The 14,064-nt window shown below is 43.7% G+C and carries 16 protein-coding genes and 1 pseudogene; 9 read left to right on the forward strand and 8 right to left on the reverse strand.

Going from position 1 to position 14,064, the window contains the following annotated elements; all coding sequences use genetic code 11:
• Positions 1-174: 174 nt before the first annotated feature.
• Entirely contained in the window at positions 175-507 is a 333-nt protein-coding gene (locus BO53_RS13800; protein ID WP_084185084.1) for a CHY zinc finger protein, read from the forward strand.
• Between the two features lie 52 nt (positions 508-559).
• Here BO53_RS13800 and BO53_RS0113165 read toward each other — a convergent pair whose 3' ends face one another.
• Complete coding sequence (locus BO53_RS0113165; RefSeq protein ID WP_031549083.1) at positions 560-1,750, reverse strand: cation:proton antiporter; 1,191 nt, start codon at positions 1,748-1,750, stop codon at positions 560-562.
• Positions 1,751-1,987: 237 nt separating this feature from the next.
• On the opposite strand from BO53_RS0113165, the pseudogene BO53_RS13505 reads away from it, so the two are divergent.
• The 3 genes and pseudogenes from BO53_RS13505 (at position 1,988) to BO53_RS0113180 (ending at position 4,439) form a co-directional block, all read left to right on the forward strand.
• Positions 1,988-3,354 (forward strand): annotated as a pseudogene (locus BO53_RS13505) (PepSY-associated TM helix domain-containing protein).
• Positions 3,347-3,658 carry a FixH family protein gene (locus BO53_RS0113175; RefSeq protein ID WP_031549087.1) on the forward strand — a complete coding sequence of 104 codons (312 nt, stop codon included), beginning with the start codon at positions 3,347-3,349 and terminating at the stop codon, positions 3,656-3,658. Before BO53_RS13505 ends, BO53_RS0113175 begins: the two are co-directional and overlap by 8 nt.
• A 178-nt stretch (positions 3,659-3,836) precedes the next feature.
• Positions 3,837-4,439, forward strand: coding sequence for a DedA family protein (locus BO53_RS0113180; RefSeq protein ID WP_031549090.1), 603 nt, complete (start codon positions 3,837-3,839; stop codon positions 4,437-4,439).
• 92 nt (positions 4,440-4,531) lie between these two features.
• Here the strand turns inward: BO53_RS0113180 and BO53_RS0113185 are convergent, their stop codons facing one another.
• Positions 4,532-5,797 carry a S41 family peptidase gene (locus BO53_RS0113185; protein ID WP_031549093.1) on the reverse strand — a complete coding sequence of 422 codons (1,266 nt, stop codon included), beginning with the start codon at positions 5,795-5,797 and terminating at the stop codon, positions 4,532-4,534.
• Positions 5,798-5,826: 29 nt separating this feature from the next.
• A complete protein-coding gene (locus BO53_RS0113190; RefSeq protein ID WP_031549096.1) occupies positions 5,827-6,171 on the reverse strand; it encodes an ASCH domain-containing protein in 345 nt (114 codons plus the stop codon).
• A gap of 122 nt (positions 6,172-6,293) precedes the next feature.
• Here BO53_RS0113190 and BO53_RS0113195 point away from each other — a divergent pair, with 122 nt between their 5' ends.
• Both BO53_RS0113195 and BO53_RS0113200 read left to right on the forward strand, forming a co-directional pair.
• Positions 6,294-7,307 carry a S66 family peptidase gene (locus BO53_RS0113195; protein ID WP_031549100.1) on the forward strand — a complete coding sequence of 338 codons (1,014 nt, stop codon included), beginning with the start codon at positions 6,294-6,296 and terminating at the stop codon, positions 7,305-7,307.
• A 42-nt stretch (positions 7,308-7,349) separates the two neighbouring features.
• A complete protein-coding gene (locus tag BO53_RS0113200; protein ID WP_156956156.1) occupies positions 7,350-8,234 on the forward strand; it encodes a DMT family transporter in 885 nt (294 codons plus the stop codon).
• Between the two features lie 30 nt (positions 8,235-8,264).
• Here the strand turns inward: BO53_RS0113200 and BO53_RS0113205 are convergent, their stop codons facing one another.
• The 3 genes from BO53_RS0113205 to BO53_RS0113215 all read right to left on the reverse strand — a co-directional run bounded on the left by BO53_RS0113205 (position 8,265) and on the right by BO53_RS0113215 (position 10,159).
• Positions 8,265-8,699 (reverse strand): GNAT family N-acetyltransferase, encoded by a 435-nt coding sequence (locus BO53_RS0113205; protein WP_031549106.1) that lies wholly within the window; start codon positions 8,697-8,699, stop codon positions 8,265-8,267.
• On the reverse strand, positions 8,608-9,576 hold the full coding sequence (locus BO53_RS0113210) for an alpha/beta fold hydrolase (protein ID WP_084185065.1): 969 nt from the start codon (positions 9,574-9,576) through the stop codon (positions 8,608-8,610). The genes BO53_RS0113205 and BO53_RS0113210 overlap by 92 nt, the downstream gene beginning before the upstream one ends.
• Positions 9,577-9,760: 184 nt before the next feature.
• Positions 9,761-10,159, reverse strand: coding sequence for a hypothetical protein (locus BO53_RS0113215; RefSeq protein ID WP_031549112.1), 399 nt, complete (start codon positions 10,157-10,159; stop codon positions 9,761-9,763).
• A gap of 156 nt (positions 10,160-10,315) precedes the next feature.
• Between BO53_RS0113215 and BO53_RS0113220 the strand changes: the two genes are divergently transcribed.
• Both BO53_RS0113220 and BO53_RS0113225 read left to right on the forward strand, forming a co-directional pair.
• Entirely contained in the window at positions 10,316-10,975 is a 660-nt protein-coding gene (locus tag BO53_RS0113220; RefSeq protein ID WP_031549115.1) for a hypothetical protein, read from the forward strand.
• A gap of 246 nt (positions 10,976-11,221) precedes the next feature.
• The gene (locus tag BO53_RS0113225; protein WP_031549118.1) at positions 11,222-11,401 is read left to right on the forward strand and encodes a PspC domain-containing protein; all 180 of its coding nucleotides are present in this window, start codon (positions 11,222-11,224) and stop codon (positions 11,399-11,401) included.
• Between the two features lie 694 nt (positions 11,402-12,095).
• Here BO53_RS0113225 and BO53_RS14155 read toward each other — a convergent pair.
• Both BO53_RS14155 and BO53_RS14175 read right to left on the reverse strand, forming a co-directional pair.
• Positions 12,096-13,235 (reverse strand): transposase, encoded by a 1,140-nt coding sequence (locus BO53_RS14155; protein ID WP_425414489.1) that lies wholly within the window; start codon positions 13,233-13,235, stop codon positions 12,096-12,098.
• Positions 13,189-13,662 (reverse strand): transposase family protein, encoded by a 474-nt coding sequence (locus BO53_RS14175; RefSeq protein WP_084185067.1) that lies wholly within the window; start codon positions 13,660-13,662, stop codon positions 13,189-13,191. Before BO53_RS14175 ends, BO53_RS14155 begins: the two co-directional genes overlap by 47 nt.
• A gap of 71 nt (positions 13,663-13,733) precedes the next feature.
• On the opposite strand from BO53_RS14175, the gene BO53_RS0113245 reads away from it, so the two are divergent.
• Positions 13,734-14,064: helix-turn-helix domain-containing protein (locus tag BO53_RS0113245; RefSeq protein WP_031549129.1), on the forward strand; the 331-nt coding region annotated here is incomplete at its 3' end.

Consider the following 14,064-nt stretch of genomic DNA (forward strand, 5'->3'; position numbering starts at 1 on the left):
TACGAAGAAATGCCCCTATTCACTTATATTGGGTAATACTTTAATATTGAATTTGGATATTCAAGTAAATGGCGAAGAGACATTGAATGTCAGATTTGATGAATTCAATGAAGGTGACAGGACTTTTAGTGCCTATAAAGAATGATACTGGAAAAGCAAGGGAGCTATAAAATTATGCCTGAAGTATATGGAAATACAATCGACGAACAGACACGCTGCATTCATTATCACTCTGCTGAAGACATCATTGCCATTAAGTTCAAATGCTGCGGTAAGTATTATCCATGCTACAGGTGCCACGATGATAAAGAAGCGCACACCGTCATCCCTTGGGAAACAAATCAATATGATGAGTATGCCATACTGTGCGGTGTGTGCGGAAGGGAACATACCATCAGCGAATATAAGAATACAGACAGATGTCTGCAGTGCAGTTCCGAGTTCAACGCGGGATGCAAGTTGCATCACCATATCTATTTTGAAGAAAACAATAATAGAAAACCATAATGAAAAGCCTCTGTCCATTCAACTGGAAGAGGCTTTTTCAGTTCAAAAAGCATCATTTGATCAATTTTTTGGACAAAGGCGAAACACCCAGGCTCTGGATGACAAGTGAGAGGAAAACAGCTGCGAAACCAAGTGAAATGATGATATCCGCATCTCCGGAGTTGGTTTCGGAGTACAGGCTCAGAATCAGGTAGACCGACATGGAGCCTTTCAGTCCAGACCATGATATGAGTACCGATTCTCTCCAATTGATTTTGTGTCGCCATTTGGAAAACATTTGTGTAGTCCCCATAATTACAATAAAACGAACTATCAATGACAGGACAAAGACAATGATGGCAAAGCCCCATGAATCAAAAAGGAGTGTATCTGCTGCCTGTATTCCAATCAACAGAAAGAGCAGTGAGAGGATGGAAGGTTCGATAATCCCCCAAAAGCCATCCAATGATTCCCGGAAGTGCTCTTCCCTGCTTGCGGTGCCATACTCGAACGACAGCATTATTCCGGCAAATACGGTGGCGAGCACACCCGACACACCGATTGCTTCAGCAAGGTTGAATATGCCGTAGGCCAGTATGATGCTGAGCATCACCTGATACTGCCTATGATGGGTGAAGTGGACCGCTTTAGCCATCAGCCAACCAAACATTACACCAAGTGCAACGCCTCCCAGCGAAACGAGAAGGAATTCTACGATGAAGGAGAATAGCGAGACGGAACGGCTGTTGGCAAACATGCCTGCAAGTACACTGAAGATGACGATGCTGGTGCCATCGTTAATCATCGATTCCCCCTCTACTACATCCGCCACCTTTTCGTCCCCTGAGGCTTTTTTGATAACCGAGACGACTGAAACCGGGTCAGTGGGTGTAAGAATCGCAGCAAGCAGCATTGCGCCTATAAAAGGGATGGATACAAATGGCCCGCTGAGTGCATATATGGCAGCACCAAGAAGGGCGACAGTCATCATAATGCCAGCAGTTGCAAGGAAAACGATGATACCCCCGTTCTTCCTGAGTCCATCCGCTGGAAACTGATAGGCGGATGTAAAGAGAAGCGCCGGCAGGAAAACATGATAGATCATCTGTCCCGATACTTCTATCGTGGAGAAATATGGTATGAAGTAAAGGCTGATGCCCAGCATCAGGAGAATGATGGGTACAGGAAAGTTTTCCTGCTTTTTATCGATTGTGAATATAATATAGCCAATAAGTAAAAGTAGAACAATCTGTGATGTTGTCAAAATCCTCACTTCCTGAAAAAAATGATACCTTCCAATTCCCCTTGAAATCCTGCATAAACTATCAAAGTGGCCAGAAAGTCAGAAAAGAAGAAACAACTCCAATAAAAAGAGGAGAAGTGATCTGCTATAAAGAAATCATGCTAAAATAATTTTCAAGGACTTGATATGGATTGCTTCCAATACCGTCATTCATGAAAAGGAAGAGTTAATTATGGATCGAGTCAGAAGGAGTTGTTAATGGAAAGAAAAAAGAAACTGATATACCCGGCGATTTGGCGCTGGCACTTTTATGCAGGGATTGTCATCGCACCCCTTCTGCTTGTGCTGGCTGTTACCGGTGGGGGCTATCTATTCAAACATGATATTGAAGACACCTTGTATGCCGACTATTATGAAGTGACACCTTCCGGTACACCGATAGCTGCACAGGCACAGGTGGATGCTGCCCTTGATGAAATTGACGGGAGTGTGATGAGGTTCCGCCCCGGGGAATCCGATGTGCGATCTGCAGAAGTGGGAATTGCTACGGAACAGGGGGAATCATTTACAGTATTCATCAATCCATACAACGGGGAAGTACTCGGAACTTTAAATGATGGGCACCGGCTGATGGATCGGATAGAAGAAATACACGGCGAGCTCATGGCAGGGACTGCTGGAGACCGGATTGTGGAGCTTGCTGCTGCTGGACAATCATACTCATCGTCTCAGGCCTGTATCTCTGGTTCCCAAGAAAGAGAGGAAAATTGTGGGGGACCCTTCTTCCGCGATTCAGGAAGGGGTCCCGAATACTCGTTCGCGACCTGCATGCGGTACCGGCTTTGTGGTGGTCCGGCGGATTAATCTTCTTTCTGCTCAGCGGCCTTTTGTGGAGTAGGTTCTGGGGCAATGGAGTTCAGCACCTTACCACAAGCAGTGGTGCAGGTTATCCGCCTTCCATATGGATAGGAGAAGCGCCTGAGTCCGATGTAAAAACGGAAGAGGTAGCCGATGTATCCTGGACGGCTGAAAATCTGCCCGTGCCGGACTCTGAAATCATTTCCGGCTACGCGCAAATATCCATCGATGATGTCGTTCAAGAGGCAGAACGGCTCGATGTACATCCGACATATAACGTGTTCTACCCGAATGCGCCAGAAGGGGTATTTACACTTTCCACATTTCCAAATCAGGCTCAGGACGAAGCGACTGTCCATATCGACCAATATACAGGTGTCACAATAGCCGACTATCAGTTTGATGACTACGGTGCTATTGGAAAAATCATGGCATTGGGCATAACGATGCACAAAGGACTGCAGTTCGGCATCATCAATCAATTGTTCGGTCTCCTGATCTGCCTCGGTCTCGTAGGGATGGTCTTCAGCGGGTTTTGGCTATGGCTCAGAAGAAAGCCGAAGGGAAACAGTGGGGCGCCGAAATCAGATGGCATCATAAGATATAAAGTTCCATTCTCCATACTCATCATACTGGGAGTGATTTTCCCATTGGCAGGCATCTCGATGGTCATCATCTTCCTTATGGATGTTATGATCATCCAGAGAATTGGCAAACTCAGAGATTGGTTTAATGCTGACAAGGGGAAGGTGGATAAGAATGTATAAATTTCTTGTGCTTCTGCTAGCCGTTATAACACTGGCAGCATGCAATATAGATAATCATGAAGACTATAACACTTTGCCCGCTGTCACCGTCAGTGTAAATACTGGAGAAGTTATAGAAGCTGCTGATAACCAGCCCATCTATGTAGAAATCACTGAAAGTGAAGTTCCGGTGGAGGATGCAGAAGTGGAAATCGAGGTATGGAGAGCAGTGGATGATGAAAAATCGGCTGAAAAATATAAACTCCTCCATGACGAAGGTATATACGCAACAGCTATTGATATCCGGGAAGAAGGCTTGTATTAATGCCAAGGCAAACGTCATTTCAGGAGACATCACCGCTGCGCCTATAAAGTATTTTTCAGTCGGTGACTTGACTCACGAAGAGCACATCATCTTGGAATCGCTCGGCGCCCATGACAGTGAAAATCATGAAGGCCACCATTGATGATTTTGTCAATCCCGGGAAATCAAGGAGGAGAATATGGAAAATTGGCTGACGGATATAATGAATGATTTCGGATATATTGGCATTGCATTTCTGATTGCTGTTGAGAATATCTTTCCCCCCATACCCTCTGAAGTCGTGCTGACATTCGGTGGTTTCATGACTACACAGTCAAACTTGGGCATTACAGGAGTTGTCATTGCAGCAACCGCAGGATCTGTCGGAGGTGCTGTCGTATTGTACTTTCTCGGCAGCCAGCTCGGTGTAGAAAGATTGGAGAGGATAGTGGGCAGATGGGGGCATGTTCTTCGACTCGAGAAGGCGGACATCCATAAGGCCCAGGGGTGGTTTGACAAATACGGCTATTGGACAGTATTCTTCTGCCGTTTCATCCCATTGATGCGCAGCTTGATTTCCATTCCTGCCGGCATGGCAAAAATGAATATCATTCCGTTCCTTTTGCTGACAACTGCAGGTACACTGATTTGGAATGTGGTTCTGGTCTATCTTGGTGCCTCCGTCGGCAATTCATGGCAGACGATCGTAGACTATATGAATGTGTACTCCAGAATCGTCTATGCGATATTGATTATCCTTGCGCTCATTCTCATCTATCTGTTCATAAGGAAGAAGAAATGAGTTGGAATAATGAAGCCACCAGCCTGCCACTCTAGCATGCAGCCGGCAGGCTGGTGGTATGTTCAAACATAAGGAGTCGTAATTACTGCAATTTATTCTTCCAGGAATTCCAATGCTTTTTTCAAATCCATATCTTCGCAAGTATGTTTAGAAGTCCATGGTATATAGATTTCCGGATGGATGACGGAAACAGCCTCACCAGCAGTTCTTTTATTCACGCCTGCCATCCTTGAAGTCGAGTACCACAATTCAAATAGATCTTCCCACTCTTCGATGACAAGATTGGAGTAGTCATTGACCCCTGCAGTCGCCCGGCCCATGACTGTAGCTTTGGGAGATTCCTTGCAGAATTCAATCAAGGCTTCAGACGCGCTGGCACAGTGCACATCAGATAGAGCGACGACCTTTTTAGGAAAAGCCTTTCCCTGAATATTGATGGTGGGTGTCTCATCCTCCAATATTTTGAAGCCTTGTCCAACATTCTTCTTCATGTCCTCCACATATTTATTCAAGTTCTTTTTGATCGTTTCATCATTGATGTTTTCAAGGAACTGACCAAACACCTTTGCCGTCAGTTCGACATTCCGCCGGGTACAGTTGAACTCTTGGATTGAATCCTCAAGCGAAATTGAGTTCTCTCCTTCCGGAAAGAGGTAGGGCAGCAGATTCCTGAATGCCAGATCACTGCCGCCACTGTTTTCCCTGACATCGATGATGAGTTTTTCAGCAGTATCCAATTCCCCTTCATATTGCTCAAGCAGCATCTCTACAGCTTTTACATCGCCGAACGAGGGGAGGGACATGAAAAGTACATCATCATTAAGCTTGTCCACTTTAAATCTGGGCTTCCGATCCTGTTGTGCAAACTGCTTCAGCTCCAACATCTTTATTGTCCCATCCCTCGCTTCAACTTCACAGCTGGTATACCTTTGGATAATCGGCTTCCAGTTTTCCCTCTCTGCCACGGTTTCGAACAGTTCCCTTGCGTGTTTTTCAACAAGTACACTGATCGGTACATCATCCAAAGAAAGGAGGGCATCACCAGTCTCCAGGCGGTCCTCATCCGTCACTTCAGTGACATGAAGCTTATCATCAAACCGCCTTGTGCTGAACCCATTATGATATATATTGTGTTTTTCGTTGTCCTTCAACCTGAAGTACATGTGGCGGTCCTTGAAGTCGAGCAGATAATCCTCCACAATTTCCTGGAATGTCCCAGCATCGAGCACATCTTCATCTTCCATTCTTTTTATCCAAGTCCTATACTTTTCAGGCTCATCCCAGCCTTTCTTGTCCAAATGGCCGAAATAATCATTATGTGTGATTGAGATGACGTCATCAAAGATTTCTGTATACATGGTGCCTCCTGTTTGGATTTTTTGAACTGTCACTTCAGCAGTCTGATGCTGATGGCAAGTGTGCCCCATTCAGTCTCCTGTTGCTGCGTGTATATTTTATAGGTGTTCTCAACCATTTCTTCTATTGTCCGGTTATCAGCATCCATATCCTTTGCGGGAATATCGCTGTACATATCTTTGAAAGTAGGGTAGGTATGTAGGGCTGTCACTTCTACGGTCAAAGTTTCACCATCTTCGGGGAGCTTCGTGAACCTGATGGTGTCTCCGACATCAATTTCCCTTCTTTTTGGGTCATTCAGCCTTACTTCCACTGTTTTATGTCCGGCTTTCATTGAGTTGAAGGGTGCTTCATACAATCCCATGCTGTGCTCCATTTTCTGGTCTCCATTCAGATCAATTTTAATTGTGGGAATTCCAAAACCCGATTACTATATATGGTAACATATAAATAAGTGAAAATTTAGAAAAAATAAGTTGTAGAAGGGGCCTGCTAATTATGATAAGGTATCCAGTTTTAGAAGAAAAAGCCGGAATAGGAATAACAGCACCATCATCCGGCATACCAGAAGAGATGCATGACTTACTGGAGTCGGCCATACAGAAGTTGAAAGATGAAGAGTATTCGGTTGTTTCCGGTGATACTGCATGGACACAGGAGAAGGCAAAATCCGCTTCTGCCAAAAAACGGGCAGAGGAGTTCAATGAAATGATGCGCGATGAATCGATCGGACTTATCTTCCCGCCGTGGGGTGGGGAACTGTTGATTGAAACGCTTGAATATATTGACTTTGACAGCATCCGTGAGAAATGGGTGCTGGGCTATTCAGACATCAGCCTCCTGCTGCTGGCCATCACTTTGAATAGGGGAATTGCTACGGCCCATGGAACCAACCTCATCGATCTGAGGGGAGAGGCATCAGATGAAACGACACGAATGTGGAAACCTGTTTTATCCAATAAAGAAGGAGACACCGTCATCCAATATTCATCAGAAAAGTACCAGGAGGACTGGGATTACGATAATCCTACACCCCACATATTCAATCTGACTGAAGAGACGCATTGGAAGACAGTTTCAGGTCATGATGGAAAATTCGAAGGCCGGCTGTTGGGGGGATGTATGGACACCATTCGGCATCTGATCGGCACACCGTTTGGAGATGTCCAGAGCTTCAGGGAAGAATATATCCCGGATGAACCGATTCTCTGGTATCTGGAAAACTGCGAGATGTCCATTGTCGAACTCAGAAGGACACTGGTCCATATGAAACTTGCAGGGTGGTTCAAGGACGCATCAGCGATCATGTTCGGGAGAAGCTCATCAGACATGCCTGTTGAAGATTATACAGTCCAGGATGTATACCAGGAACTTTCTGAAGAATTGGGCGTCCCCATTGTCTACGACATAGATTGCGGCCATATGCCCCCACAGATCACATTCATAAATGGTGCATACACAGAAGTGGAAGTGAAGGCGGGCAACGGCGTGGTCTCACAAACTTTCAGATAGAAAGGAGCGTAGGAAGGGAAACTATATTTCAGTGAAGGAAGCTTGTTAATGAGAAAAACAGTGGTCATTCTACTCGCCATTTCTGTCATCTGCATCGCATTTGCTGCGATTTTCGTAAAATTGTCTGAAGCACCGGCCAGCATCATCAGCATGTACAGAATGATATTTGCCGGCATCCTTCTTGCTCCCATCGTCTTCAAGTACAGGCGGGAGTTGATGAAACCCACACGCAGGGAGTGGGGCGCCTTGACCATCGCAGGGTTGTTCCTCGCAATGCATTTCGGATTCTGGTTTGAGTCACTCAAGCTTACATCCGTCGCGAGCTCAACGGTCATTCTTGCCTTGCAGCCAATTATTGCAATGGTGGGGGCTTATCTTGTATATAGGGAAAAAGTGAGTGGCAGGGTTGCTTTTTCAGTATTCATTTCATTTTTCGGTGTCGTCCTTATCAGCTGGGGAGATTTCAGTTTTACGGACTTAAGTGCTATCACAGGAAATATCCTTTCATTCCTAGGCGCTGTAGCCGTTGTCTGCTACTTTATGATCGGACAGAATTCCGTCCGGAACCTTACGCATTGGGTCTACAGTTTCATCGTGTTCAGCATTGCCGGGGGATTTCTATTGATATACAACATCGTCACCCAGACCGAATTGACCGGGTATCCGCCAAGAGAATGGCTTCTGTTCATACTGCTTGCGATTTTCCCCACCATCGCGCACGTCATATTCAACTACCTGTTGAATGAGGTGAGCCCGACTACAGTTTCGATGGCCATGCTGCTCGAACCCGTTGGCGCTTCCATACTGGCATTTTTCCTGTTGTCGGAATATCTCGGCAAGTATCAAATTCTCGGCGGAATCATCGTGCTTTTTGGTGTCTACTTCTTCCTGTTGAGCCAACGGAAATCTAAATATAGAGAAATTTAGGAATGAGAGGCTCTTGCAAACTGTCGTTGCTTATAGATTTTTCTTGAAAACATAACTGACTTTATCATAATCCATCTTTTTCTCGTAGAACTTGTGGGCCTCTTTACGTGCCAATCCGGATGAAAGGGCGACACTTTCATAATTATTCTTTTCAGCCCATTCATGGATAAAGTCTAAAAGCTGCTTGCCATGACCCTTGGATCTGATGGCACTGTCTGTGACAAGGTCGCATACCCAGACAAATCTCCCGTAATAGAGTGTAATCATCGGTTTGAATCCACAGACTGCAACTATTTCCTCATTGTCGAAAAGGGCATACATCAGATAATTATCCACTTCTTTCGCTTCTTTCACGAGATTGATATACTGTTCTTCATCCAAATGTGTTCTCAACTGTTGCATTATGGGAAAGGCGCTGTGAAATTCTTCTTCTGTATTCAATTCTTTTATGGTTGTGGTTTTCAAGGTAATAACTCCTTTTATATTGGTTTATTAAAGATGAGCAAGCACGACTTATTGTTGATTTCAGAAAGGTCTTGAATTTCTCTTCCTCCTCAATAGCAGGGCTATGGTTGCTGTACTCGAAAGTGGTCAATGAACCGTTAGGTATCAGATCTGCTACTTCCTCACTGAAGACATGCAGGCATTGTGCATCATGTCTGCCACAATAGATATGAGCTTTGACCGGTGTTTTCTTCCATTCTTCACGGACATCATAGTCTTTAAGCACCGATGTGAAGTAATCGATTTTGGACATCAGTGTCCTCCCGCTTTCCTTCCGGTTCAGCAGTTCATAGTAGGCGTCTTTCCTGTACAGTGACATCATAATCCATTCCTTGGACAGGACGATGCGTTCTTCACGTGGTGTCTCCGGTTTGCGAAGTTCTGCAAATATCTCCTTCATCCTCTGATTGCTGGGGCTATCCTTGCAGTAGATGGTGCTAGGATGTTCCATATACTCATAGGATGCACACAGCCCGCCGGCAATGATTTTGGTCAAGCTACCCGGGCATATCACCGCGTATTTCAAAGCAAGGAATCCTCCAGTGGAGTAACCAGAAAATGTCCATTCATCAAATCTTAGTGATTCTCTGATCGCTTCCAGGTCGTGAATGGCATCATCCATGCTGTATGTATATTCATCAGTTTGATCAACAGATCGGCCGGCGCCGCGCAAGTTGATAACATGGACAGTATAGTGTTCGGATAAATCCTGGGACATGATGCGGCCCTTCTCATTAAATTCACTGTAGAGGTGCGTAAAGGCCAGAGGCGGTCCTTTACCTTTCTTGAATAATTCGAATTGTCCTCTCTCTGTATCGATTAGTGAGGTTCGAAACATCCAATTCCTCCTTGTTGATATTAATAATATCTAAAAATTCAATCTTTAATTTGATGTAATTGTAGCATACGAAAGAGCTACAGAAACCAATTCATTTTCCAACAACATCTTTTCAAAGAAAATAAAAACATCAAAAAGCGTTGAATTTCCGCTTTCTGATGCTTAAATATTTCAGAATATCTTATTAACTACTTAACTCTTCATCATCACTATAAATGACTTCAACATCTACTTCTTCATCATTGATAAAGAAATTCATCGTCTCTCCACCCTGATCAGAATCCAATTCAATGGAGTAGAGTACATATTCTTCACTATCATCTGGTTCATCAAAACGAATATTCAATACATTATCCTGACTTTCATCAACTGATACTTCTGAATTCTCCTCAATGTAGGCATAGACGAACTGTTCTGCGGACGACGTCTCAATTAAATAAACATCACCGTGTTCTGGTCTTTCTGTGTCTGCAGCGGGCAATATATCCACCGGATTTTCTGACATATCTGTTGCTTCATCAGTATTACATGCAGCCAAAAGGCATGAAACTGCCACTATAAATATGATTTGCAAGCGTCTCAAATACTCACTCCTCGTATAATATTATTAGAGTAATCTTACTATATAATGAAATGAATACTCAAATCATGGACATAATGAGATCGATATCAACCCTTATTTTTAAATTGTACCTTTATACAGTATATTAGAACTTTTACTTAAAATGGAGGTGTCGACATGGCTTATTTAATTCTGTTGAGTGGACTGTTTTTAGGTTTTATTCTTTTCATATTCACTTTTATTGTTGCGAAAAGGAACGGCAAGTATTATTTAGCACCAATAATCACTTTGCTTTTTGCCGTAATTATTGTTGTGTACGGCTTATTCTTCGTTGGAGGATTTGAAGGAATGGCTTATTTATTTCTAGCAGCCGGATTCTTTATTATTAGTATTGTAGGTGCACTATTTTTACCCCTATTAATCCGTGGAAAAGAATCAAAACAACTTAATAAAAGAGATAAAATCAGCTTATTAATTTTACCTATTATATTTGTTGCAACGATTGGCATTGCTATTTATTCAGAACAAGGATATTGGATTATTGCCCAGTCAAATACTGCGCCTGTAGAAATAGAAGGTTATCGAATCTCCACTATTTCTGAAGGAAGCAAAGAAGTTACTTTACTGTTAGGGGAAAAATATCGTGGGAAAGAGATTGAAGTTGAAAATTTAAGTAAACAGGGAGCTACAGAAATTACGCTGAAATTTGTAGATGGAGGGGAGGAAGACAAAGTTCCTTTTATTCAAATAGGCATAAGAGAAATAAATGAACCTTTGCAGGTAAAAACAACCGATGGTGTGATTTTTGAACCAATTGGAGGCGAAGTGGAAAAATGAATTCTCCCATATTTCTTTTTAACTAACACTTATGAATTTGCTTCGAATTGGTTTTAGTTACATCAATTACGATCCTTTTTAATACATTTTCATCCATATAAAAAATACCGAAAGTTTGATATAAAAGGATTTCAACGGATTAAGTGATCTTAGAATTCACTGTATATTCTCAAAATGTTAATTACTTCAATGCCTACGGGGAATATGCATAATAAGCATTTTACAGATTAAGAAGGGGAGGGCATAATGAGGAAAATAAAGACAGCATCTGAAGATAGAGCAATATATGGAGTAAGCGGTGGAATTGCCAGAGAAACAGGCATACCCACGATTTTGATAAGGTTGATTTTCATATTTACAATGCCTGTTTCAATCTTTGTATACTTTGTACTGGCTTACTACGTCTTCGATGACGACTACTTGTAGAAGAAAATGGCCTCGCTAATCAAGGTGACGCTCTTATGACGCTTCATAAAGTATTTCAATTTTAAATTGCTTAATTACAAAAAGAGCCACGATTAGAATAGCTACAGCTGCTGATGTTACAGCAACCCGGTTCAAGAATTCACTAATAATGAGTGAAGCGGCAATTACTGAAATAAAAAAGATATAAAAAACTAGTTGGCTTCTTACGGCGCTCTTGATAACAACTGTATCTCCGTCGTTCACTATGAGTCTATTACTTCGACTGCCTGTCTGTGAAACGCTTAGTTCCATCTCATCATTTTGATTGTCAACGGGAGGGCCAAGCCTATCCAGTTCGTTTGTCTTTTTACTGTTATCATTATAATGACTCCCGGATGCTGAATAATAAGCTTTTGTTTTATTTGCTGTTGTGGATTGCCGCAATTGCAGCCTTAAGCGGCATATATAACTTAATTTTCAATAACACAGCCATTTTAGAAGAACTATTGGCACTTTCAGGAATTATCGCAGGTGCAGTGTTTATCACTTTTACTCGAAAGAAAGGGAATGCGCAAAGTGAATCCTGATTAGTGAAATGATGAAAGAAGGATCCGCAAAATTGATAGAGTGTCAAGGGCAACTTAAAAATGGTTCTTACGCTAATTTGGTGAATATATGCGTATGTATTTAACTAATATCTCAATCATTTTTTAAATCAGGCTATTCTGTAAAGCATCCGCTGTCGTAACAATTTAAATCCTGCACGGCCATACATCATTCTTTTCAGTGTTTTCAGTCGGTTGACATTGCCTTCCACAAATCCATTACTCTCTGTGTACACGATGGCATTCACCGTGGATTTGAAGTCACTGAGCAGTCTTCGGATGAAGTGTTTCGTCAATGGGTCCTTCCGCTCTTGCTCATAGAGTATCAGCTTGATAAATCCGGTATGGTCTTTCAGAGCAATGGTTTCACGGAAGCCGGCGATGAATGCATAGACGGGCTGAATTTGTGGATATTGTTTCAAGACACGGTTGATGATTTCCCGTTCCGAATCGTCTTCCAGATGATTCTGCCAGAGGATACGGCGAATGTCCCGCCGGCTGTGATATTCAGTGTCCAATGGCGCTTTCGCCCGTTTTTTCTTCCGGAGCTCTGCAATAAAGACTTTGACCGCGCCATATGCCCCTGTATAGCCGATGCCCTGGAGTTTCTCATAAATGATATGAACGGGATGCCCCGCAGCTTCCCAATCAATGATCTGCGTGTGATAGACATCCAACGGTTTGGCCCGTTTCTGTCTGGACGTGTCCGGTGGACCGGTCATCTCAAGGTAGCGTTTAACTGTCTTCCAATGCAGATTGAACTGCTTCGAAATCCGGGTGATCGAGTATCCATCCGCATAATATTTCTGAAGTATTTGGGCCTGCTCCCATTTGTTCCTGGCATTTTCTTTCTGCCGAAGTTCTGCTTTTGACTGCATGCGAGGTGGATCCGGCCGTGGCAGGTGTGTGCCCAAGTCAACGCGTGCAGGCAATATTTTCCGGATAATCTGGTCATGCAGAGACCATAGATTCTGAATCAGATGAAACCGGTCATGGATCTGAATGACATTCGAAGCATGGGTAGAGATGACTTCCTGAAAACGGGGATACCGATCTCGTGTAACGTGCGTCAGTTCCGGGTGACTGCCCAGCCAATCCGTCAGTGTCTCAGCTTCCCGATCGGGCAGGAGGTCGATGGGATGATGAGTCATGGCATCACAAATTAGGATGCCGTACCGGTGGCCTTTTTTCCAGGCGAAATCGTCAATGCCGACAAAAGGGGCTGTGTACCGTCGGCATCTCTGTTGTATGGATCAAACGGAGCAGTGTGTCATGACTCACCGGCATACCCAGCATTCGAGTGACATGTGCCGCCTCGATACAATTGGTGGAGAAAGCAATGACCCGGAGCGCAGCATCCAGACGGACCGTTCGCTGTCTATGGGGCAGGAGCCATTCGAAGCGTTCCGTAAACACTTTTGCTTCGCAGAAACTGTTTGTACAGAACCATTTGTGGGTTTTCAGATACAACTGGACAGACTTGCCCTGGATGGGCAAATCATCAATAACCCGCATGTAGGCACTATGCCGCTTATGGGACCCGTACTGACACTTCGGACATCGGCCTGTTTTTGAAACTACTGTAACGACACAGGTCAATGTATTAGCATCTTCGATGCACGACAAGACAATCAGGCGAGAATCAAGATCAGCAAAGTGGGTATACATGACCATCATTCCTTTTTACTGATATATACCCTGTTCTCCCCAAATTAGCGTAAGAGCCATTTTAATACTGCCATTTACATATGACCACTCAATACGAAATCGTCAGCTTCACCGACTACCAGAACTTCGACAGCATCAAAGAAATGGATGAGACCGTCAGACAGTTCAATGCCAGAATCAGCAGGGTGCACTACGAAACGCTGAACCTGCTGAAACGATATTCCTGCAAGATCATCGGGGTCTCCCACCTGAAGGTCAAGACCATCGCCCAGGCACTCAATCGCTCCGTGCGTGCCATCCACCGCCATCTGAAATATCTCAAGGACAATGGCTTTATTACAGTGGCCAATACTTCACGCAGAAAAGCCGGGGGAAAGGGCGCAAATGTCTACATCATCAATACAGTGGGTC

Source organism: Salinicoccus luteus DSM 17002, from assembly GCF_000712035.1.
Taxonomy (GTDB): Bacteria; Bacillota; Bacilli; order Staphylococcales; family Salinicoccaceae; genus Salinicoccus; species Salinicoccus luteus.